Consider the following 22206-nt stretch of genomic DNA (forward strand, 5'->3'; position numbering starts at 1 on the left):
AAGTACGTGCAGGCCGAGGCGCCGGCTATCGCGCGACCTCGATGATCATGGCGTGATCGCTCAGGCCGAGAGAAACGGAGCGGACGTTCTTCAAAACCTGCACAGGTTCGGTTCCGGTCGTCACATCATAGACTTTGACGGTCTGATGCTTTCCCCCTAGCGCGACAGTGACATTGTCGCTGCCCTTCACGCGCTCGTCCCAAACGATCAGTTCAAAGGTTCCGCTGCTTTTCTGCAGAAGCAAGTCGTGAACAGTCTCCGGTTGATTTGAAATTGAGTAGGTAAGGCGCCTCGGATGGGCGAGCTGCCCGCTATCGGCGAGGATCGTCGTCAGGTTATGGATATAAGTGGCGGCAAGCTTCGGAGCGCTCTTGTGATACAGGCCTTGATTGCCTGCGCCACCCTCATCGTCCCGCATCTCATAGATAAAAGTATATTGCCAACCACGCTTGAACTGCGCGAGATAGGTATTCGTCAGAACGGTGCCCTGGGTGTGCTCGCCACCCGCGTTGACAGCCGTATCCCAACCCGTTTCCGTCGTGACGCGCGCCACATGCGGCAATTGCTGGTCGCTGTAGCCTTTGTAGTGGTGGGCCCAGGTAAGTCCGTTATTTCCATAGAGCCCGTCCCAACGGCCGTTGAGCGTGGGATCGGCGGCGTTCCAGGCTTGGTTGTCGCCATATTGGTTGCCGTTTCCGCTGACATAGTTGTGCGGATTCACATAGTCGGCGAAGCGGGCTTTGTCGGGAAAGATCGCCTCCGCGCCTACGGGGATTGTCAGGAACTGCAAACCGACATTGTCGGTTTCCGCCCCGGTTTCGGAGGGGCTGAAGACCGCATAGCGCTTGAGAACCAGATCACTCTTCACGGCGGCATACAGGTCCTTCTGGTACAACGCCACCGGAATCCAACTCTTGCCCTGTCCGCCGCCGCGCTGGCCGTTGTAGAGAATTGGAAAATTGTTGACCTCGTTCGGTCCCTCCAGCGCGAGAAGCGCGTTCGCTTTCGCGAGTGTTCTTCCGTCGTTCAGGAGGTTGTCGAGATGCAGCTCCCCCCCATCGCTAATGGTGAAGTGCGCGCCGGTCTTCTGATGGATCATCACATCGCTGTCGATGTGGCGCGACCCGTCCCGGACCTGGCGGATCCCAGTAAATTTCAAGGGTTCGACATAGGAGTTAGGGTCATAGCCTTGATCGACATGGGTATTAACCCCGAGGGAACTCAGGAAACGGTCCGCGCTCACTGCGAGAACTCCGGTGAGACGCGAGTGTTTGTGGGATGACGCGCCAAACGCGCTCGACACAGCCGTCGGCAATACGTTCAGAACGCTGTGCCGGCCGACGAGGTTGGGCAGAACAAAAGCCGCGGACAAGATGCAAGTTGTCGCGACGTAGTATGAAGACATGCGCATCAAATACCGCCGATCTGGTCAAGTGTAACGCATCTTAGGCCACGGCCGCTGACCGCAGACTCACGGGAGCCTATCCACCAGCCCATCCGCGCCACGTCTTTCGTCCGCGGAACATCGTCGGAGCCAGGCCGGGCACCAAGTCAGCCGATCGGACAAGGCGAGGAAGGCGAAAATCCCATCGGTTCAAGCCAATAGTCCTGATATTGCACAGCTCACGGATTCTGCGAAAGCTCATCATTTCGGAGTCCGGTGGGTGTCAGAACAGGATATTACCTTCCGTTCATGGCGAAGTTTTTCCAGGCACAACTGGCCGAAACCGATCTGCGGCTGCTTCGCGTCTTCCATACCGTCGCGGAGAAAGGCGGATTTACGGCTGCCGAGGTGACTCTGGGCAAGAGCAAATCGGCGATCAGCGCCGATATTTCGGCGCTGGAGAGCCGGCTCGGGGTAACGCTCTGCCAGCGCGGGCGGGGCGGTTTCTCTCTCACCAGCGAGGGAGTTCAGGTCCGCGAGGCGATCGAGCGCCTGCTGGTCGACTTCGATAGATTTCGCGATCGCGTCAATCGGGCCCGCGGCCGTTTGACGGGCACCCTGACCCTCCATGTGACCGACAATATCGTCACCTATAGCGATAGCCCGCTCGTCCGCGTCATGGGCAAATTCGCGTGCGACCATCCGGAGGTCTTCATCCAGCTCGCCTCCGCCCCAGCCAGTGACGTCGAGCAGGCCGTCCTCGAAGGGCGGGCCGCGATCGGCGTTTCGGTCCTGCCCAGGCTGGTCCCCGCGCTCGATCTGGTGCCGCTCTTCACCGAGACTTTGTATCTCTTCGCCGGTGCGGGCCATCCGCTCTTTTTGGCCGATCCGCAAAGTCTGACGCCGGAGGTCATCGGCCAATACAGATCGGTGGAAGTCTCGGCCGGAGCGACCGGACCCCACTGGCCGATCTGGCGCGAACATCTCAATTTCTCCGCTCATGCCGGCAGCATCGATGCCCGCGCCATCCTGCTCCTGAGCGGCGAGTTCCTCGGCTTCCTCCCGCCAGCCTATGCCGAGCCCTGGGTCAACCAAGGCCGGATGAAGGCGCTTATCCCAGACCGGCTATTCCTCACCAATGTCTTCCATGCCCTGACCCGGCGCGGGGCATCGCATGGATTGGTGGTGGAGTCGTTCAAAGCGATGCTGATCGCGGGTTTTGCCGACGAAGCGGGCACTTCGACGGATTTCGCGCCGGATCAGGCCGGCTGAAGTTCAGTTTGCGCCTTTCGCAACCATCGCCGCCTCGCCCCATCCTATAAATCGGCCTGCTAGGGCTGCTTGGAGTTGAAGCGATGCAGGATTGGGTCTCGGCGCGAGGGGCGAGGGTGGTGCCTTCCACCGTACTGAAGTCGCTCAGCGCGCGGTCCGATCTGCGCGGGCTGCTGCAACTTGGCAGCCAAATCGCGGCCATCGCGGCGACCATCGCCCTGGTAGTCATCCTGGCCTCCAGCGCTTGGGTCGTCTTGCCCTTCGCGGCGCTCGGCATCTTGTTGAACTGTATCTACGCGGGCCAGCATGAGATGAGCCACCGCACGGCCTTCCGCTCCCGTTGGCTGAATGACGGCGTGGGCGCCGCCATTGGCTTCCTCTCGATCTATCCCGCGCGCTGGGACCGCTACTTCCATTTCGCCCATCACCGCCACACCCAGGATCCGGAACGCGACCCCGAGCTACAGGCCCGTGGGGCGTACACGCCAATGTCCTATGCGCTCTACCTCATGGGCTTCACCTACTGGTATGGACGCGCCCGCAGCACCATCCGGATCGCTAGAGGACTTCTGCCCAGCTACGCGACCTATCTGTCACCGGCCCAGCGGGATGAGGTCATCGCCGAGGCGCGGTGGCACCTTCTCGGCTACGCGGCAATCCTGCTGATTTCCCTGGGTCTTCAGAACTGGGCCGCTTTGACCTTCTGGCTCGCGCCCATGATGCTGTTCAAATGGGTCCACAACCTGCAGAACACCGGCGAGCACACTTGCCTCACCCATGAGCAGGACACGCTCCGCAACACCCGCACCCTGCGCGGTCCGCCCCTGGTGCGATGGCTGGTCTGGAACATGTCCTACCACACCGCTCACCACACCTTCCCTGGCATTCCCTTCTTCGCTTTGCCGGCGCTCAACCATGAGATCCAGACCCGTCTCGGCGAAGTGCTGCCCGGCGCGGGATATATCGGCGCCCAGGTCGAAATCGTGGCGACGCTGCTGCGGGACGGGGACCGCATGGAAGCGGTGGCGTGAGCGCCCATCGGCTGGAGGTCTTCCAATCCCTCTGGGCCATGGAGCAGCGCCGCCCGGGCGTCCCCGAGCGGCCAGTCGAGGAAAGCTTTGCCATGGTGGCCGAGGCCGGCTTCGACGGCATGTGCATCGACCTCGGCGTGACTCCCATCGAGCAGGTCGCAGCCCTGGAGCCGCTTTTCGAGCGATACGGGCTCGCCTGCCTCATCACGGCGTTCGTTAAAACCATGGGCGGCCTCGCGCCGGTGCTTGATCTCGCTCGCCGGATGGACGCGCGCCACGTCAACCTCATCGGCCAGGTGATGCCGCTTGGTGTCGAAGCGACCGTGCCGGTGGCGCGCCGCTGGATGGAGATGGCCGAGAACGCCGGCGTCGCCCTGCACTTCGAGACGCATCGCAACAGCATCACCAACGACATGTTCGCGATGCTGCAACTGCTCGACGCCGTGCCGGAGTTGGTGATCTCGGCTGATCTCTCGCATTACGTGGTGGGCCGCGAATTCGACTCTCCGCCGGATGAACGCACCCAGTCGCATATCGCGCGGCTCCTGGCCCGCGCCGGCTCGTTCCAGGGGCGCGTCGCCTCTCGCCAGCAGATCCAGGTGCCTTTCGGCTTCCCGCAATACGCCAAATGGCTCGACCTGTTCCTGGCGTGGTGGGAGAAGGGATTCCGTCACTGGCGCGGGCACAGCGAACGCCGTCTCGAATACGGCGCGCTGAACTTTCTCTGCGAACTCGGACCACACGAATACGCAATGACCGGACCGGACGGATACGAGCTGTCAGATCGCTGGAACGAGGCGCTGATCCTTAAGAACCACGTTCGATGCATCTGGGCCGCGCTGGATGCAGAGGATGCCGCATCACGACAGCACGCCTAACTCGAAATTCACTTGAAATCCGCAGCGCTGATGAGCTCTAGGCCGAGGGTGACATCGTGACCTCCGGCTGGGGCTGGGTTGGGCATTATCGATCGAAGCTGGCTTGCCACGAGGCGCGGCTTTGGTGTCATGAGACGTCATTTTCCTGGCAAGGAGGACATGATGACGTTCCGCTGCGAGATTCCGGCACGGCCCACGGTCCAACAGGATGACGATGCCGTTCGGATCACGCGCTGGGACTTCGCACCCGGATCCGCGACCGGATGGCACGAGCACGGCTGGCCCTATGTCGTCGTCATGCTGGTGGCGGGAACGCTGCTGGTTCACGACGGAGCGAAGGTGACAGCGGTGCCGCTGGCCCAGGGGCAGTCCTACACGCGCGTCGCCGGCATCAAGCATGACGTGATGAACGGCTCGGACTACCCGATCGCCTTCGTGGAGATCGAACTCAAGCAGCCCTACGACATCGCGCCAAACCCCGGCGCCTGAAGCAACCCCGCAATGGCCATTTCCGAGCCTGCCATTTCCCCACTTTCCGACTCCGGCCCTGCCGAGCTTTTCGCCGCCTTCGCCGCAGGCGTGCAGACCCAGACCCTGCTCCGATCCACAATCACCGCCGCCTATCGCAGATCTGAACCCGACTGCCTTCCAACCCTGGTCGCGGCAGCCACCCTATCGCCCTCCGCCGCCCAGAAGGCTGAGGCACTGGCCCGCCAACTCGTCGAAGCCTTGCGGCGGAAGAAGCGCAGCGGGGGCGTGGATGGCCTCATTCACGAATACGCTCTGTCGAGCCAGGAGGGTGTCGCGCTGATGTGCCTGGCGGAGGCGCTGCTGCGGATCCCGGATGTCGGCACGCGGGACGCTCTGATCCGCGACAAGATCGCACCCGGCGATTGGCGCGCTCATCTTGGCCGCAGCCCGTCCTTGTTCGTGAATGCCGCCACCTGGGGTCTCGTCGTCACCGGCCGCCTGACCGCCACCAACAGCGAGACGACGCTGTCCGCCGCGCTCACCCGGCTGATCGGCAAGGGTGGTGAGCCACTCATCCGGCGGGGCGTCGATATGGCCATGCGCATGATGGGCGAGCAGTTCGTTCTCGGCCAGACGATCGACGAGGCGGTCACCCGCGGCCGCCGGATGGAAGCCAAGGGATTCCGCTACTCCTACGACATGCTCGGCGAGGCGGCGGCGACGGCAGAGGACGCAGCACGCTATCTCACGGAATACGAGGCGGCGATCCACGCGATCGGTAAGGCGTCAAAGCGGCGCGGCATTCTTGAGGGCGCTGGAATTTCGATCAAGCTCTCGGCGCTGCATCCGCGCTACAGCCGAGCCCAGCAGGATCGCGTCATTCGCGAACTCTTGCCGCGCCTCCTGCATCTGGCTCGGATGGCGCGCGGCTACGACATTGGCTTGAACATCGACGCCGAGGAAGCTGATCGTCTCGAACTGTCGCTCGATTTGCTGGAGGCGCTATGCCAAGAGCCCGCACTCGCCGGCTGGGGCGGCATCGGCTTCGTCGTGCAGGCTTACCAGAAGCGTGCCTTCTTCGTGCTGGACTGGGTCATCGATCTCGCACGGCGAACGGGCCATCGTATCATGCTAAGACTTGTGAAAGGTGCTTACTGGGACAGCGAGATCAAGCGCGCTCAGGTTGATGGTCAGGATGGATTCCCGGTCTTCACCCGCAAGGTCTACACGGACGTCTCATATCTTGCTTGCGCCCGTAAGCTGCTCGATGCCCCGGACGCCATCTTCCCCCAATTCGCCACCCATAACGCGCAGACCCTCGCCGCGATCATCGCGATGGCAAGCGAGCCGTTCTCGCCCGGTCAATACGAGTTCCAATGCCTCCACGGCATGGGCGAGCCGCTGTACGAGGAAGTTGTCGGGGCCGCCAAGCTCGGCCGCCCCTGTCGCATCTACGCCCCGGTCGGCACACATGAGACCTTGCTCGCCTACCTCGTGCGCCGGTTGCTGGAAAACGGCGCTAATTCCTCCTTCGTCAATCGCATCGCAGATTCCGCAGTCGCAATCGACGACCTCATCGCCGATCCCGTAACGACCGTGCGCGCCCAACACGCGAACTACACGCCGCATCCGGCAATCGCTCTCCCGAGCGACCTTTTCCGGCCGGATCGCGCAAACTCCGCAGGGCTGGATCTGTCCAACGAACAGACTCTCGCCTTGCTAGCCACTGTGTTGATTGACAGCCGGAACATCGCATGGCGCACGCAAGCGCCGAGTGTTCTACCGCAAGGCATCGCTAGGCCGATCCTCAATCCGGCGGATAGGCGCGATGAAGTCGGCACCGCATGGGATTCGTCTGGCGCGGAGCTCGAGAGCGCGCTCTCACGAGCCGCCGCGGCCGCATCTGCCTGGGCGGGAACGGCGGCGGCCGAGCGAGCCGCGATCCTCGCCCGAGCCGCCGACGAACTGGAAGCGCGGCGCCCGGAGCTGTTGGGACTTCTGGTCCGCGAGGCCGGCAAGACGCTCCCAAATGCAATCGGAGAGGTGCGGGAAGCTGCCGATTTCCTTCGCTACTACGGGGTTGAGGCGGCCCGTCAGTCCGGTGTTTCGGGACGGCCACTCGGCCCCGTGGCCTGCATCAGCCCGTGGAATTTCCCGCTTGCCATCTTCACTGGCCAGGTGGCGGCAGCGCTCGCCGCGGGCAATCCAGTACTCGCCAAGCCCGCCGAGGAGACGCCACTCGTCGCCACTGAAGCGGTGCGGATTTTTCATGAATCCGGCATTCCCCCGGACGTGCTGCAACTCATTCCCGGCGTTGGTGCCACCGGTGCCGCCCTGGTGGCCGATGCGCGAGTACAGGGCGTGGTCTTCACCGGGTCCACCTCGGTCGCGCGAGCAATCCAGAAGCAACTCGCCGGCCGCCTTTCGACCGACGGTACTCCCATCCCGCTGATCGCGGAAACCGGCGGCCAGAACGCCCTCGTCGTCGATAGCTCCGCCCTGGCCGAGCAGGTGGTCGCCGACGTGCTCGCTTCGGCCTTCGATTCAGCCGGCCAGCGCTGCTCCGCTCTCCGCATCCTGTGCCTCCAGGACGACACCGCTGACCGCACCCTGGCCATGCTGCGTGGCGCGATGCGGGAGCTAACGATCGGCCGGCCCGACAGCCTGGACGTCGATATCGGCCCCGTCATCAGCGCAGAGGCCCAGGCCGCGCTCCACGCCCATATCCAGACAATGCGCGAGCGGGGCCACAAGGTTGAGGCCTTGCCGCTGCCCGACGAAACCCGTCACGGCACCTTCGTCGCCCCCACACTGATCGAGATAAGCGCCATCGCCGATGTTGAGCGCGAAGTCTTCGGCCCGATTCTGCATGTCTTGCGTTTCGACCGCGAGAAGCTCGATGCGCTGATCGACGAGGTCAATGCGACCGGCTATGGCCTGACCTTCGGCCTGCACACCCGGATCGACGAAACAGTCGCGCGAGTCACAGCGCGCGTCCGGGCGGGCAATGTCTATGTCAACCGCAACATAATAGGCGCTGTCGTCGGCTCCCAGCCTTTCGGGGGTGGGGGTCTGTCCGGCACCGGACCGAAGGCAGGCGGTCCGCTGTATTTGCGGCGACTTATGACGACACCAGGCCCTGGCCATATGACAAGGGGCCTAGGCTGCGCGGCAGGAGACAGTTTCGCCGAGTGGCTGCGAAAAACAGGACGCGACGAGGCGGCCAAGCGCTGCAAGGCTTATCTCGACCGCTCGCCGCTCAACGTGTCGACCGACTTGCCGGGCCCGGCAGGTGAGCGCAACGTCTATCAACTTCATCCCAGAGGCTGCATCGCCGCGGTGTCACAGACGGAGGCAGGACTCTTGGACCAGCTTGGCGCGATCCTCGCCACGGGAAATACCGCTCTCGTCGATCGCCGGCATCCCTCACTCGCCGCGCTTACAGGCTTGCCACCGGACCTTGCGCGCCACGTTGTTGTCGCCGCTGACTGGCTGTCCGTTCCTGACATCGGTGGTGTATTGTTTGAGGGTGACGGAGACGCGCTGATGAACCTGAACGCTGAAGTAGCCGCTCGCCCAGGCGCGATCCTCACCGTACAGAACCTGCCCGTCGGCGAAACGGGATACTGCCTGGATTGGCTGCTCGAGGAAGTCTCGACCAGTACCAACACGGCTGCAGCGGGCGGCAACGCGACGCTTATGGCGATCACCTGATGACACCGGCCGAGACGCTCCACACCTTCCATTGCATTGACGGACATACCTGCGGCAATCCCGTTCGGCTGGTCGCTGGCGGCGGCCCGCTGCTGCGTGGCGCCACAATGAGCGAGAAGCGGCAGGACTTCATCACGCATCACGACTGGATCCGCCGTGCCCTCATGTTCGAGCCACGCGGCCACGACGTGATGAGCGGTTCCATCCTTTATCCGCCGACGCGCGATGACTGCGACATCGGTATTCTCTTCATCGAGGTCTCCGGCTGCCTGCCGATGTGCGGCCACGGCATGATCGGCACCGTCACGATGGCGCTGGAAAACGGCCTGGCGACAGCGCGGGAGGAGGGGCGGCTGATGCTCGACGCTCCTGCTGGGCCGGTTATGGCTGAATATCGCCGCCATGGACGCTTCATCGACAGCGTGCGCATCCACAACGTGCCATCCTACCTCGCGGCGGAAGCGGTCCTCATTGATGTGCCGGGTCTCGGCGAGCTCGCGGTCGATGTCGCCTATGGCGGCAATTTCTACGCCATCATCGACACGCAAAAGAATTTCGGCGGATTGGAGAGCCTTTCCGCCGCCGAGGTCCAGCACTACAGCCCAATCGTCCGCACGCTCGTCAACGCCGCGACAAACGCCGAGCATCCGGAGGATTTGACGATCCGCGGTATCAGCCACGTCCAATGGACCGGCGCGCCGCGCGACAAGCGCGCGCATGGCCGCAACGCAGTCTTCTATGGCGACAAGGCGATCGACCGCTCGCCTTGCGGCACCGGAACCTCGGCCCGCATGGCGCAGCTCGCAGCCAAGGGAAAGCTGAGTGTCGGCGATGACTTCATCCACGAAAGCATAATCGGCAGCCTGTTCGACGGCCGCGTCGAAAGCGACGCCTCCGTCGGCAATGTAAAGGGCATCCGCCCCAGCATCGCCGGATGGGCGCGCATGCATGGCTACAACACGATCTTCGTCGATCCGCGCGATCCTTTCGCGCATGGTTTCCAGGTCGTCTAACGCCGTGCCAAAGCCGCGCATCCATCTAGGTTTCGACTTTTCCTATACGCATATGGGCGGCCGATGGCGCATGCCCGGCTCCTGGCCCGGCCGCACTTTCCCTGATGTGGCGATGTTCGAGGAAATGGCGCGGATCGCCGAACGTGGCTGCCTCGACCTGCTGTTTTCCGGAGATGGCACCGGGGTCCCGGATACCTGGCGCGGCTCGCGTGACGCGGCGATCGAGTGGGGTGTGAGCTGGCCGCGCCAGGACCTCAATCCGCTGACCGTCGCCATGTCCCGCGTAACCAAGCATATCGGTTTCGGCCTGACCTATTCCTCGACCTTCATGCATCCATACTACACCGCACGGCTAATGAACTCGCTCGATCACATCACGAACGGGCGGATCGCGATGAACCTCGTCACCTCCACCCGCAAATCCGACGCCGCCAACTTCGGCTTCAACGAGCTGATGGAGCACAACACGCGCTACGAGCGCATGGAGGAATTCACCGACGTCTGCCGCGCCCTTTGGGACAGCACAGAACCCGACGCTATGCGGTGGGACCGCGAAACCGGCCGCGTAACGGACCCCGGCAAGGTCCATAACGTGAAACATGTCGGCAGATTCTTCAAGGTCGAGGGACCGCTCAACACGCCGCCATCGCCGCAGGGCCGCCCGGTTCTCATCCAAGCCGGCGGCTCGCCGCGCGGCATCCGCGCTTCCGCCTATGTCGCCGACCTTGTTTTCGGCCCCGACACGACGCTCGCGCAGCAGGTCAAACACCGCCATGCCCTCGATAGCGCTCTGACCGATCTAGGCCGTGCATCCAAGGGCGTCGGAATTCTGTGGCAAACGCCGATCGTCGTGGCGGAGACGGAGCGCGAGGCAAAGACGCAGCGCGATCGTCTGCTGACCGCCATCCCGCCTGAAGCAGTCGGCGCCTATCTCTCCTACAATAGCGGTTACGACTTCTCGACTTTGCCCGAGCGCTTCTCTCTGCAGGAGATCCAGCAGCAGATCATTGCCGCCAACGCCTCGCCGATCGGCTTCGTCCACGAGCTGCAAATGCAACTCGGCGAGACCGCGGAAGTCACCCGCGACACCTTCTTCGAGCACGGCCTCCGTGCCGCGACCAGCTATGACAAGACGGTCGCGGGCAGCGCCGCGCAGATGGCCGATCATCTGGAGGAAGCCTTCGAGGCGACCGGCAGCCGTGGTGGCTTTATGCTTGGCCACACCGTCTCGATGCCGAAAGACCTCATCGCCATTGTTGATCTTCTGGTCCCGGAGCTGCAGCGCCGCGGCCGCTTCCGCACGGCCTATTCCGGACGGACGCTGCGGGACAACCTGGCGGACACCTAACTCAGATCGTGCAGATCCTTCCCGAGAGGTGCGCTCACGCGAAAATCCGAAAACGCGACCTCTAGCCCCGATCGTTCAGGCGTGCAGCACATTGGCCCGACGAGATAACGCGCGGCCTTCGGAAATGGCGCCAGCCGAAATAGCGGCCAAGTTTCGCCATCCGCCGATACCTGCAACCTCAACACACCCTGCGCCACCGTCGCGCGGATCCAGAAGCTTGCCGCATCGCCGCCGTAAGCACCAATCGACCAGTCGGACTTCCCATCGGTCAGCACGCTGCTGAGCATCGCCGCCCCGTCGGAGATCTCGATCCCAGCCTTGAGCCATTGCGTCTCATCGATGCGCAGCATGAGACCCGCCTGATCATAGAGTTCCTCGTATCTCGCCTGAACCTTGATCTGCGCGGTGAAATCGCCGCTCACCAACCGGCCGAAGAAATGGCCGCTATCCCGCGTGAAGCCATAGTGCGTCTCGCGCCAAAAATCCGTCTCGGACTCTGTGATGACGCGCAGGGCGCCATCCTCCAGGCTCCAGTTCCGGGGCTCGTTCAGCCACGCACAGTCCTCGAACATGCCTTGCTCAGCCTTCACGAATTCGCATTGATGATCGCCTTGATCCGCGTTGCCAGCATGTCCATGCCGAAAGGCTTGATCATCACCTGCATGCCCGGCTCCAACTGGCTGTTGCCGACGATAGCGTTCTCCGCATAGCCCGTAATGAACAAGACCTTCAGCTCAGCGCGACTGATGCGTGCCGCGTCGGCCAACTGCCGGCCATTCATTCCACCCGGCAACCCGACATCGGTGATGAGCAGGTCGACCCGCGCGTCCGACTGCAACACCGCCAAGCCTGATGCGCCATCCGCCGCTTCGATCGCTCCATAGCCTAGCTCCTCAAGCACTTCCGCGACGAGCATCCGCACCGTCGGTTCGTCATCCACGACCAGCACGGTCTCGCCTGCCTCCGCCCTTGGCGGCGAAGCGAAGTGGAGAGGCACCGCGTCCTCCTGGACCTCGCCATGGTGCCGAGGCAGATAAATCCCGACTGTCGCGCCTTCGCCTATTTCGGATGTGATCCTCACCTGACCACCGGACTGCTTGGCGAAGCCGTAGATCATCGACAGGCCAAGCCCGGTGCCCTGACCAAGCGGCTTGGTTGTGAAGAACGGGTCGAAGGCTCTCGCCACCACGTCAGGCGGCATCCCGATCCCGCTGTCACTGACGCGGATCACCACATATTCCCCCGCAATCATGTCGCGCTGCCGCGCTTCCGCCTCGACCAGCGAAATATTGGCGGTCTCGATCGTCAGTCGCCCCCCATCCGGCATCGCATCCCGCGCATTGATACAAAGATTGAGGAGCGCGTTCTCCAACTGATTCGGATCGCACAGCGTCGGCCATAGTTCACCTGCCAACACTGTCTCGACACTGATTTGCGGCCCCATCGTGCGCCGGATCAGTTCCTCCATCTCGGCCACCAGCCGGTTAGCCTGGGTGGGCTTTGGATCGAGCGTCTGGCGGCGGGAGAAAGCCAATAGCCGGTGGGTCAGGGCGGCGGCGCGGCTGGCCGCGCCCTGGGCCGCCGCAACATAGCGATCGACCTCGCCGAGGCGCCCTTGCGCGACACGCGTCTGCAAAAGCTCCAGACTACCCGAGATGCCGGTCAGCAGATTGTTGAAGTCATGCGCGAGACCGCCTGTAAGCTGGCCGACCGCCTCCATTTTCTGACTCTGACGCAGCTGCTCTTCCAGCAGCCGCCGTGTTTCGGCCTGCTCCTTGTTCGAGGTGATATCGCGAACGCTCGCATAGACGAGCCCGTCGCGCGGCACCGCGTTCCATGAAAAATTGCGGTAGCTGCCGTCCCTGTGCCGGTAGCGATTTTCGAAGCTGAGCTGCGCCTCTCCGACTTTCAGCCCCGCTGCTGCCTTCAATGTTGCGGGACGGTCGGCGGGATGCACGAAGTCGATGGAGGGCACCGCCTTCATCTCATCTTCGGTCCAACCCAGCGTTGCGGTCCAGGCCGGATTCAGACTGAGGAAGAAACCCTCGAAATTCGCCACGCAGAGCATGTCCCGGGACGTCTGCCACACTTGGTCACGCTCGCGCGTGCGATCCTCGACACGCCGCTCCAGCGTCGCATTGATCTCCTGCAACGCAATTTCCGCCCGCCTGCGGGCAATGGCGGCACGGGTACGGTCCGCGAGGTTACGAAGAAAATCGATCTCCTCAGGCAGCCAGGCGCGCGCCTCGCCATGGGCGAGATAAAACACGGCCACAAAGACACCGCGTTCGAAGATCGGCACATTGACAGCGGCGCGGACACCGATCGCCCCAAAAGCGCCAGCCCCTCCGGCGGTGCGCCGATCAAGCTCCGTATCCGGGAAGACAACGGTTTCGCCCCGCTTCAGGTCGTCGATATAGGAACCGAAGTCACGAAAGCGGTGCATGCCGGCGATGCTGGCGATCCCAGGCGCCGTCCAGTCCCGCTCGATCGTTACCGTCTCCCAGGCAGCATCGATCGCTCCGTACCCCGCGCGGTTGATGTCGAGCGTGCGCCCCAGAATCTCGGCCGCCGCGAACGCCATCGCTGCAGGCTCCGCCGTCTCGCGCAACCGGTCGCCCAATTCCAGCAAGGCGACTTGCCGGATCTCCGCCTGCCTGCTCTCGGTAATATCGCGGCCGACGGTGACCAGGCGCTCCGGCCGCCCGTCGGCGTCGAACAGCGGTGAGACGACGACATCCCACCACTTCGGCGTGCCTTTATGAGTTGCGCAGAAACCCCTGAAGCGACCGGTGCCGCCGGCACGCGCTTCCGCCACGGCGGCGCAGGCGGCTACGTGGTCGTCATCCTTCCAGACACGAAGCCAGGACAGTCCGAGAATGGCATCGACATCGGCGATCTCCATGCTCTCGATGCCGCCGGCGTTGACGAATTGCGTATGGCCCTCGAGGTCGAGCACCACGATGCAATCGCGGCTCGAGGAAAGGATGAGCGCGTTGAGACCCTGCGCCTCGCGCAAAGCTTCCTCAGCGCGCCGGTTCTCCGTGATGTCCCGTGAAACGGCGAGCAGCTTCTCCGGCTTCCCATCCGCATCGAGCATCGCGGTGACCTGCACGTCCCACCACCGTGGCGTTCCGGCCATCGTGTCGCCCTGGCTTTGAAAATGGCCCGTGCAGCCTCGTCGCGCGGCTTCCACCGCGGCCAGCGCCTGTTCGTTGCCCGTGTCCTTCCAGAAGCCAGGCCAAGGACAGCCATGAATGCTGCCGAAATCATTCACCTCCATGACACGCCTGCCGCCATCGCTCATGAAGATGAGCCGGGCGTCGAGGTCGAGCACGCTGATGCAATCATTGGACGCGGCAAGGATGCTGCGGGTGAATTCCGCATCCGCCCGATGCCTCTCCGCGACGCGCCGGTCCTCGGTGAGGTCCCGAAGGATTTTGATGAAGCCGAGATGCACGCCGGCGTCGTTCTTCAGCGGCATGAGCTCGCCGCTCGCCCAGAACCGCGACTGATCCTTCTTGAGGTGCCAGCGTTCATCGCTGGCGCGCCCGACTGTCAGCGCGCGGTGCATTTCGGTACCCAGCCGGTCAATCGCCCGATCTTCCGGGGTGAAAAAGCGATCGGCCGGCGCGCCCTTCATTTCCTCCGCCGACCATCCGAAAATGCGCTCCGCACCGGTATTCCAGTCGGTGACCTGTCCTTCCTGATCCGTGGCGACGATCGCGAAATCGATGGCGCTCTCGAGAATGAGGCGACGACGATGCTCATCCTCCCGCTCGGCCGCCAGCGTCTCCCGCAGCAGATGCTCCTCGGTGACGTCGCGGCAAACGGCGAGCACGCCACCCACGCCATTCGGCACGGCTTCGTCATCGATCGCGGAAAAGCTGTAGGTCCAGAAGGACGGACCGTGGGCCCCGTGCCGCCGGACGGGGATCTGTTGATCCTCGTGCCAGGTGCTGGGCCCGCCATTCATAACGCCGTCGATCTGCGGACCAAAAATGGCCCAAGATTCCGGCCACCACTCATGGCCGCTGCCGCCGAGCGCAGCCGGATGCTTCTCCGGCCCCATCGTCTGGCGATAGGCGTCGTTATAGAACTGGACGAGACGAGGTCCCCACCAGATGAACATCGGGTGCTGAGAGGAGAGCGCCAAGCGGATGACGGTCTTCAGGCTCTGCGGCCAAGTTTCGAGCGGCCCGAGCGGGCTCGTCGACCAATCCCGCGCCCGCATCAGCGCGGCGATTTCACCGCCGCCCGCAACAAAGCCTGGCACGCCAATCGTCATGCGTAGCGGCTCGGCGATGGACCCGATATCCAAGGGGGTTCGCGACAAAGGCGGTGCGCCATGGGCGGGTTTGTGACACGCTCACAAACGAACCGAAAGCCCTCCAAGGTTGCCCCGAGATCAGGCCCCGGCCAGCGCGGCCATACGGGCCCGTTTCGGCACCCGGGTCGCGTGGGCGGCCACGCTGAGGAGAGTGGGCGCTAGCCCCGCCGTCGCGAGAAGCAGGTTTTGCGCATGCGGGTTGAGGAAGAGCCGCGAAACGACAGTCGCTCGGGAAACCTGCGAACCAACATCCCGACGAAGGCGTTCGATGTAGGAGGAAGGAGTTCCTCCTTGCAGCAGCCCGCTCGCCGCGCGGCGGGCGCTATGCAACGCGATCGACATTCCGTCTCCCGAGAAGGAGGGGATAACGGCGGCCTGATCTCCGAGCCGCCAGGTCTCCGCCTCGTCGGGCTGCGCGACAAAGCCGTAGGGGATGCCGGCGATGGCCAGGGGCCGTCGCCAAGCCGCCTCGGCCTCCGCAAGGCGCTCGCCGAAAGACGGGACCTCGTGGGAGATGGCCACGAGCAGCCTCACCCAGTCGTGGCCGAGTTCCGCGAAACGCGACCGCCGCACGACGAGGCAGAGATTGGCCCGATCATCCTCGACTGGCTGGAGACCGGCATAGCCGCCATCGAACAGCGCTAGCACAATGTGCTGGTCGATGGCGGCCGCCTGAACCGTGCCAAGCCGGAAATACATTTTGAAGCCGATGAGGTCGGCTTGCTTCCCCGGCGGCCGGCCCGCACCACGCAAATCGTGCTTCCCAGTAGCGAGGACAAGCTTCGCCGCCGCAACCTGGGTCCCATCCCGCAGGCGCAGCCGCCAGCCATCACCTTCCTGTCTCGTCTCCACGACAGCCTCGCCGCGCAGCAGCCGCGTGCCCTCCGCCGCTGCGTGGGCGAGCAGCGCCTCGTCGAGCACGCGGCGGGAGAGGCTGCGGGCCGGAAAGGGGAGGGTGATGTTGACCTCCCGCTCGCCGGCCGCGAGCGAGAGCTTACTGATCGGCACCGCTCCGAGAGCCTCGGCGTCGATACCGAGGGCGTCGAGCGACACCAGCGCCTCGTGGCTAAGGAATTCGCCGCATACCTTGTCGTGCGGCCCCGCTTCGCGCTCGATCAGCAATACGTCGCGGCCCGCGCGGCTCAGCTCGATGGCCAGCCCAGCGCCCGCCGGGCCGCCACCGATGATCACGATTTCCGCTCCCACCGGCTGGAATGAGTGGCCCATCGCTCAGACGGTGCGGAACAGCATGGTTTCGGCCATGAGGCCGGGTCCGAAGGCCATGGCGCAGCCGCGCTGTCCCGGCGCGACGGATCGCATCATCCGCTCCAATACGAAGAGGATAGTGGCCGAGGACATGTTCCCAAAGTCGCGTAGCACACCCCGCGAAATGTCAAGCGCCGCCGCCGGCAATGCGAGGGCGCCACCGACGGCATCCAACACCGAGCGGCCTCCCGGATGGACGGCCCACAAACCCATCTCTTCTGGCCCAACCCCGTTGAGGATCATTGGTGCCGCCGCCGTCAAACCCTCCGCGAGCGCCGAAGGCACCTGCCCGGACAGGTGCATGTCGAAACCGAGGTCGCCGATACGCCAGGTGATCAACCCCTCGCTCTCAGGCACTAAAGCGGCGTGGAAGTGGTCGAGGGCCAAGCCTTCGGGTTCCGCGCTCACCAGTGACGCGGCGCAACCATCGGCAAAGACCAGGAACGACAGCACGCGTTCGAGATCCTGCGTTTCCTGAAGATGCAGCGTGCAAAGTTCGAGATTGATCAGAAGCACACGCGATTCTGACTCCGACCGAACGATGTGCCGCGCGAGCTTGAGCGCGTTGAATGCGGCATAGCAGCCCATGAAACCGACCATCGTGCGCTCGACATTCGGCCGCAAACCCAACGCTGCGGCAAGCTGCATGTCGAGCCCCGGCGCATAGAAGCCGGTGCAGGAGGTCACGATAAGGTGAGTGATGGCGCCAAGGTCATTGGTCCGTTTCAAGCTTGCCACGGCACCGAGCGCAAGCGGCAGGGCCGTGCGCTCGTAGAGCGCCATACGGGTGGCCGAAGAAGGAAAGGCGCCGCGCGTGTAGAAACCGCCATCATCGACGGCGGCGCCCCCGGGATCCTTCGCTGGCGCGAGAACGGAATAGCGATGGGAGATACCTGAGCGTTCAGCCATGCGGCGGAACAGCCGCGCCCGGCGCGGATCATCGAGTAGGGAATCGGCAAAGCAGACGAAGGCGTCGTGAACGTCATTCCTCGGCACGCTGGTGCCGATACCGTTGAGGTAGGCAACCGCCATGGGTGAGGCTACTTGTCCAGTGGAGCAGGCCTAGCGAGCAATCCGTGGCGCGAGCCCGCAGGGACCTGCGCGCCGGATGCTCATCATTATCACAGGATACTGGACAAGTGGATGCGCGGCGGGAAGCGGGTCTGCCCTGCCGACGCCAGCGATGTTTGTATCGAAGAGATCGAACCCGTCGCGTGTTTAATCCTGGGAGTGACTCAGCGTTTCGGGAGGAAAGCGCTCGCCTCATCCCGAAACGCAGCAACGAAAGGGCCTAGGCGGCTTGCGCCTCCCCGAAGTGCCGAGCGGCTCGTTCCGCGAGACGGCGTAGTGTGGCACTCGGAACCTGCCGCTGAGCCTGGGCACGCGGATAGGGCATTTCCTCGATCGGTGCCGCGTCTGGCAGAGAAGCCTCATGCTCCTGCCAGTTGTCGAAGGCGAAGCGATCGACATTGTCGATGAAGGTCTCCGACGGCACGCCCTCGGCAAGCACGAGCGCGTGATCCGCCAGCTCGACGTGATAATACGCGAAGAACAGCGGCGTGCGCGTCTCCCGCACGATCGAGACGCCGTTTTCGAGCGCGCCGGCTTGGATCAGCACATCGTCCACGAGCACCGCGTGGTCGGGCGACAGCAGCAGGTCGCGCAAGGGTAGCGCCTCGCCCAGCGCGCCAGCGCGGATACGGATCGGCATGATTTTGAGCGGATCGGAGAAATCGCGTGCGATGGACGCCTTGCCAAGCCAGCGCACGGGTGCGACCCCACCGCTCTGCGTGCTTACCAGGTCGCCGGGGAGCAGAGCCTCAACCAGAACTTCTCCATCAGGCGTGGCGATCCGCGTCCCGGCCAGGAAACAGTTGGGAGTGCCGTCCTGGATATTCCACTGAGTATGGCCGTCCTTGGGGTCGTCCTTAACCGCGGTGGAGATGAAGCTTAGAAATCCTTCGAGAAAGCCGTCCGTGCCGTTATTGGGCAGGAATAGGTGCAAGTTGCCCTGCTGATCCTCACCGATCAAACCCTGCAGTTCCGGCACCAGGGCGGATGTGGTGACGCCGATGTAGTTCATCGTCGAGAGCGTCGTCGAACCTTGCGAAACATCGAAGGCTTCTCTTAGCTGATCGCCAAGGATGTTCGGCGTGGCCCCATCACCGGTCAGCGTGACGCCACTCGCCGTGGGCACGGGGTTGTCGAGTATATACTGGCCGTTTTGGATAATTATATCGTATTCGAAATATGTTGTCATGCGCTGATCCTGTCGCTCGCTATACGATGATGAGGCGGAAGTGATCCGGTGGGCGGCTGGAGTCCGTTGCGAGAAGGCAATTAACGAAGCACTAAAGGCCCTAGCCTGTCGACCAAAAACGCATCAGCAACGATCCAAAATAATAGGCTAGATTACAAAAACAGGGTTCTTCTGCGATGCGCCGCAATATCGCGAAAAAACCCCGCATGTGCGCAAGAACTCTCGTCTCTATCTCGTAGAAGAGACGCGGCGCGAAGGATCGCCAAACTATTTCGAGGGCGGAGTCTCGCGAACACCAGGCGCATTGCGACCATGCGCGAGTTCAGTGATCACGCCATGCAGCGTCCGCAATTCCTGCTCCGTCACCTCGCCGCGCTGGAACAGGTGCCGTAGGTTGCGCACCATGCCCGGCCGCTTCGGCACATTGCGCAGAAAGCCGCAGGCGTCGAGTTCGCGAATAAGGTGGCCGAGGAAATTCTCCAGCTCCCCCTTCGTCGCAACCTTCGTTTCATTCGTCATCAAAACGCGCGGCGGCGTCTCCTCGACCGCGCTCCACCATTCATAAGCCATCACCATGACGGCCTGAGCGAGGTTGAGCGACATGAAGGCGGGGTTCAGCGGGAAACGCACCAGCATATCCGCCATCGCCATATCCTCGACATCGAGCCCGGCGCGCTCGGGCCCGAACAGGATGCCGCACCGCAAGTCGAGCGCCGCTGCCGTCCGCAGCTCGGCCGCGGCACCCCGCGCCGTCAGCACCGGCTTGACGATATGACGCGGCCGAGGACAGGTCGCCGCCACATGATGCAGGTCGGCCACCGCATCGGCTACCGTCTCATGCAGCGTCAACTCGTCGAGAATGCGGTCGGCGCCGGAGGCCATGCGCCAGGCCTTCTCCTGCGGCCAGCCATCCCGAGGTGCCACCAGCCGCAAGTGAAACAGCCCGCCATTGGCCATGGCCCGCGCGACGGCGCCCACATTATCCGCGAGCTGCGGCCGCACGAGGATGACGACCGGGCTATTGCCGATCGGCCCGATCTCCGCGCCCCGATCGCGTCCCGTCATGAGGCGGCGCCGCTCTCCACCCGCCGCCAGCTGGTGCCGGAGGCATTATCCTCCAGCGCGATTCCGCGGGCGAGCAACTCGGCGCGGATCGCATCCGCCCGCGCGAAATCCCGCGCCTTGCGGGCGGCGATCCGCTCGGCGATGGCCGCGGCGACGCCGGCATCTTCCTCATCGCCATGGAACCACGCCTCTGGGCTGGCCTGCAGCAGGCCCAGCACCCGCCCGGCGGCATGCAGCCCGGCCGCCGCCTCGGCATCCCCCGCCATGGCTTGGTCCGCCAGCACATGCAGCGCCGCGATGGCCGCCGGCGTATTGAGGTCGTCGCACAACGCCGCCATCAGCGGCCTCGGCACTTCGGCCGGCGTCTCCGCGAAGGCCGGCGCGTGGCGGGCGAGGGCGCGGTAAAACCGGTCGAGCTCCCGCCGCGCCTCGGCCAGCGCCGCCTCGGTGAAGTCGAGCGTGGCGCGGTAATGGGCGCGCAGCAGCAAAAACCGCACCGCCTCGCCCGGCGCGAGCGCCAGCACATCCCGCACCGTGCGGAAATTGCCGAGGCTCTTCGACATCTTCTCGCCGTCCACCAACAGCATGCCGTTATGGACCCAGGTATGGGCGAAGCGGCTGCCGGGGAAGGCGCAGCAGCTCTGGGCCATCTCATTCTCGTGGTGCGGAAACAGCAGGTCGCTGCCGCCGCCATGCAGGTCGAAATCCTCGCCGAGATAGCGCCAGGACATCGCCGAGCATTCGATATGCCAGCCCGGCCTCCCCCGGCCCCAAGGGCTGTCCCAACCCGGCAGCTCCGGCCCCTCTGGATTGGCCGGCGAGGGCTTCCACAGCACGAAGTCGCCCGGATCGCGCTTGAACGGTGCCACCTCGACGCGCGCCCCGGCCTGCATCTCCTCGGGCGAGCGGCCCGACAGGCGGCCATAATGCGGATCGCTCTCGACGGAGAACAGCACATGGCCCTCCGCCTCGTAGGCGTTCCCATTGGCGATGAGCTTCTCGATGATGGCGATCATCTGCGGGATATTATCGGTCGCCCGCGGCTCCTCATTCGGCGGCAGGGCGCCGAGGGCGGCCATATCCGCATGAAACTCGGCGGTGGTCCGGGCCGTAACCTCACCAATGGAGACCCCGAGCTCCGCCGCCCGCGCGTTGATCTTATCCTCCACGTCCGTGATGTTCCGGACATAGACGACATGCGGGAACAGCACCCGCAGCAGCCGCGCCAGCACATCGAACACCACAACCGGCCGGGCATTCCCCAGATGCGCCCGGTCATAGACCGTGGGCCCGCAGACATAGAGCCCCACGCGCTGCGGGTTGATCGGCGCAAAGACCTCGCGCCTGCGGGTGAGGCTATTGTGGAGTGTCAGGGCATGCATGGTCCGGGCGTTGTGCCGGGAGCGGGCGGGGAGGGCAAGCGACGCTCGCACACAGCTCCGACGCCCCAAACCTACCCCACCAACCACCCCGCCACCTCCGCCACCTCTCCGAACCCCCGCACCGTCGCATCCGCCTCCGCCCCAACCTCTTCCGGCCCGTAACCCCAGCTCGCGAAGATCGTCGGCAGTCCCGCCGCCTTGCCCGCCGCCACGTCGTTATGGTGGTCGCCGATCATCACCGACCGGCCCATATCGCCCCCCGCCGCCGCCACGGTCAGCCGCACATGTCCCGGATCCGGCTTGCGCACCGCGAAGCTGTCGCCGCCGCCGACCGCCGCCAGGAAGGGCAGCACGCCCAGATGGGTCAGCAAAACCCGCGCCGGAGCCTCCGGCTTGTTGGTGCAGACCGCGAGGCGCCAGCCTGCCGCCCGCAATTCCCTCAGCGCCGCGAGCGCCCCCGGATAGAGCGCCGTCTCCGCTGTCGCATTCGCCGCATAGTCGGCGGCGCCGGCGGCGAGATCCGTCTCGGTCAGCACCAGCCCCCGCGCCGCATAGCCGCGCTGGAACAAGGGCGGGATCCCGTCCCCCACCATCCCGCGCGCCTGCTCAAGCGTCAGCGGCGCCGCGCCATGCCGGGCCAAGCTGCGATTAAGCGCCGAGGTCAGATCCGGCAGGCTATCGCTCAGCGTCCCATCCAGATCGAGGACCAGCAGGCGAGGGGGCAGGGCCGTCATCGTGTTGCACTCCGAAACGAGAGTTGTTCGCCAAGCCTTTGACATGACGAGGCCGGGA

16 protein-coding genes are annotated in these 22206 nt (G+C 64.2%); 7 read left to right on the forward strand and 9 right to left on the reverse strand.

Translation table 11 applies throughout. The features are described 5' to 3' along the window. Positions 1 to 25: 25 nt before the first annotated feature. A complete protein-coding gene (locus GSQ92_RS05600) occupies positions 26 to 1243 on the reverse strand; it encodes a glycosyl hydrolase (RefSeq protein WP_158805486.1) in 1218 nt (405 codons plus the stop codon). Between the two features lie 417 nt (positions 1244 to 1660). Here GSQ92_RS05600 and GSQ92_RS05605 point away from each other — a divergent pair, with 417 nt between their 5' ends. The 7 genes from GSQ92_RS05605 to GSQ92_RS05635 all read left to right on the forward strand — a co-directional run bounded on the left by GSQ92_RS05605 (position 1661) and on the right by GSQ92_RS05635 (position 11111). After that, positions 1661 to 2656 (forward strand): LysR family transcriptional regulator, encoded by a 996-nt coding sequence (locus GSQ92_RS05605; protein WP_254065883.1) that lies wholly within the window; start codon positions 1661 to 1663, stop codon positions 2654 to 2656. An 83-nt stretch (positions 2657 to 2739) separates the two neighbouring features. Beyond that, positions 2740 to 3687 carry a fatty acid desaturase gene (locus GSQ92_RS05610; protein ID WP_158805487.1) on the forward strand — a complete coding sequence of 316 codons (948 nt, stop codon included), beginning with the start codon at positions 2740 to 2742 and terminating at the stop codon, positions 3685 to 3687. 92 nt (positions 3688 to 3779) lie between these two features. Further along, positions 3780 to 4565: a sugar phosphate isomerase/epimerase gene (locus GSQ92_RS05615; protein ID WP_216850554.1), complete on the forward strand. Its 786-nt coding sequence runs from the start codon at positions 3780 to 3782 to the stop codon at positions 4563 to 4565. 162 nt (positions 4566 to 4727) lie between these two features. Beyond that, complete coding sequence (locus tag GSQ92_RS05620; protein WP_158805669.1) at positions 4728 to 5054, forward strand: cupin domain-containing protein; 327 nt, start codon at positions 4728 to 4730, stop codon at positions 5052 to 5054. Positions 5055 to 5066: 12 nt separating this feature from the next. Beyond that, positions 5067 to 8750, forward strand: a complete 3684-nt coding sequence (putA, locus tag GSQ92_RS05625; protein ID WP_158805488.1) for a trifunctional transcriptional regulator/proline dehydrogenase/L-glutamate gamma-semialdehyde dehydrogenase — start codon at positions 5067 to 5069, stop codon at positions 8748 to 8750. Then, the gene (locus GSQ92_RS05630) at positions 8750 to 9763 is read left to right on the forward strand and encodes a 4-hydroxyproline epimerase (RefSeq protein ID WP_158805489.1); all 1014 of its coding nucleotides are present in this window, start codon (positions 8750 to 8752) and stop codon (positions 9761 to 9763) included. Before putA ends, GSQ92_RS05630 begins: the two co-directional genes overlap by 1 nt. A 4-nt stretch (positions 9764 to 9767) precedes the next feature. Continuing rightward, positions 9768 to 11111, forward strand: coding sequence for an NtaA/DmoA family FMN-dependent monooxygenase (locus tag GSQ92_RS05635; protein ID WP_216850555.1), 1344 nt, complete (start codon positions 9768 to 9770; stop codon positions 11109 to 11111). Here GSQ92_RS05635 and GSQ92_RS05640 read toward each other — a convergent pair. The 8 genes from GSQ92_RS05640 to GSQ92_RS05675 all read right to left on the reverse strand — a co-directional run bounded on the left by GSQ92_RS05640 (position 11108) and on the right by GSQ92_RS05675 (position 22148). After that, the gene (locus tag GSQ92_RS05640; protein ID WP_254065885.1) at positions 11108 to 11701 is read right to left on the reverse strand and encodes a DUF1349 domain-containing protein; all 594 of its coding nucleotides are present in this window, start codon (positions 11699 to 11701) and stop codon (positions 11108 to 11110) included. The two genes, GSQ92_RS05635 and GSQ92_RS05640, sit on opposite strands and share 4 nt — an antisense overlap. Beyond that, the gene (locus GSQ92_RS05645) at positions 11698 to 15432 is read right to left on the reverse strand and encodes a PAS domain-containing protein (protein ID WP_216850556.1); all 3735 of its coding nucleotides are present in this window, start codon (positions 15430 to 15432) and stop codon (positions 11698 to 11700) included. The genes GSQ92_RS05640 and GSQ92_RS05645 overlap by 4 nt, the downstream gene beginning before the upstream one ends. 87 nt (positions 15433 to 15519) lie before the next feature. Further along, positions 15520 to 16632: an NAD(P)/FAD-dependent oxidoreductase gene (locus GSQ92_RS05650; RefSeq protein WP_158805490.1), complete on the reverse strand. Its 1113-nt coding sequence runs from the start codon at positions 16630 to 16632 to the stop codon at positions 15520 to 15522. A 39-nt stretch (positions 16633 to 16671) separates the two neighbouring features. Next, entirely contained in the window at positions 16672 to 17739 is a 1068-nt protein-coding gene (locus GSQ92_RS05655; protein WP_158805491.1) for a type III polyketide synthase, read from the reverse strand. Positions 17740 to 17998: 259 nt separating this feature from the next. Further along, a complete protein-coding gene (locus tag GSQ92_RS05660) occupies positions 17999 to 18967 on the reverse strand; it encodes a Hint domain-containing protein (protein WP_216856746.1) in 969 nt (322 codons plus the stop codon). A 267-nt stretch (positions 18968 to 19234) separates the two neighbouring features. Next, positions 19235 to 20032 carry an RNA methyltransferase gene (locus GSQ92_RS05665; RefSeq protein ID WP_158805492.1) on the reverse strand — a complete coding sequence of 266 codons (798 nt, stop codon included), beginning with the start codon at positions 20030 to 20032 and terminating at the stop codon, positions 19235 to 19237. Further along, on the reverse strand, positions 20029 to 21414 hold the full coding sequence (cysS, locus tag GSQ92_RS05670; RefSeq protein ID WP_158805493.1) for a cysteine--tRNA ligase: 1386 nt from the start codon (positions 21412 to 21414) through the stop codon (positions 20029 to 20031). The genes GSQ92_RS05665 and cysS overlap by 4 nt, the downstream gene beginning before the upstream one ends. Positions 21415 to 21485: 71 nt before the next feature. After that, entirely contained in the window at positions 21486 to 22148 is a 663-nt protein-coding gene (locus GSQ92_RS05675) for an HAD-IA family hydrolase (RefSeq protein WP_158805494.1), read from the reverse strand. Between the last annotated feature and the right edge of the window lie 58 nt (positions 22149 to 22206).

The organism is Acidisoma sp. S159, from assembly GCF_009766125.1.
GTDB lineage: Bacteria > Pseudomonadota > Alphaproteobacteria > Acetobacterales > Acetobacteraceae > Acidisoma.

Bases quoted from the DNA above. Each gene is read 5' to 3' on its own strand.
- putA (WP_158805488.1), top strand. From the start codon at position 5,067: ATGGCCATTTCCGAGCCTGCCATTTCCCCACTTTCCGACTCCGGCCCT.
- cysS (WP_158805493.1), bottom strand. From the start codon at position 21,414: ATGCATGCCCTGACACTCCACAATAGCCTCACCCGCAGGCGCGAGGTC.
- GSQ92_RS05675 (WP_158805494.1), bottom strand. From the start codon at position 22,148: ATGACGGCCCTGCCCCCTCGCCTGCTGGTCCTCGATCTGGATGGGACG.
- GSQ92_RS05610 (WP_158805487.1), top strand. From the start codon at position 2,740: ATGCAGGATTGGGTCTCGGCGCGAGGGGCGAGGGTGGTGCCTTCCACC.
- GSQ92_RS05655 (WP_158805491.1), bottom strand. From the start codon at position 17,739: ATGGCGGTTGCCTACCTCAACGGTATCGGCACCAGCGTGCCGAGGAAT.
- GSQ92_RS05660 (WP_216856746.1), bottom strand. From the start codon at position 18,967: ATGACAACATATTTCGAATACGATATAATTATCCAAAACGGCCAGTAT.
- GSQ92_RS05665 (WP_158805492.1), bottom strand. From the start codon at position 20,032: ATGACGGGACGCGATCGGGGCGCGGAGATCGGGCCGATCGGCAATAGC.
- GSQ92_RS05620 (WP_158805669.1), top strand. From the start codon at position 4,728: ATGACGTTCCGCTGCGAGATTCCGGCACGGCCCACGGTCCAACAGGAT.
- GSQ92_RS05615 (WP_216850554.1), top strand. From the start codon at position 3,780: ATGGTGGCCGAGGCCGGCTTCGACGGCATGTGCATCGACCTCGGCGTG.
- GSQ92_RS05630 (WP_158805489.1), top strand. From the start codon at position 8,750: ATGACACCGGCCGAGACGCTCCACACCTTCCATTGCATTGACGGACAT.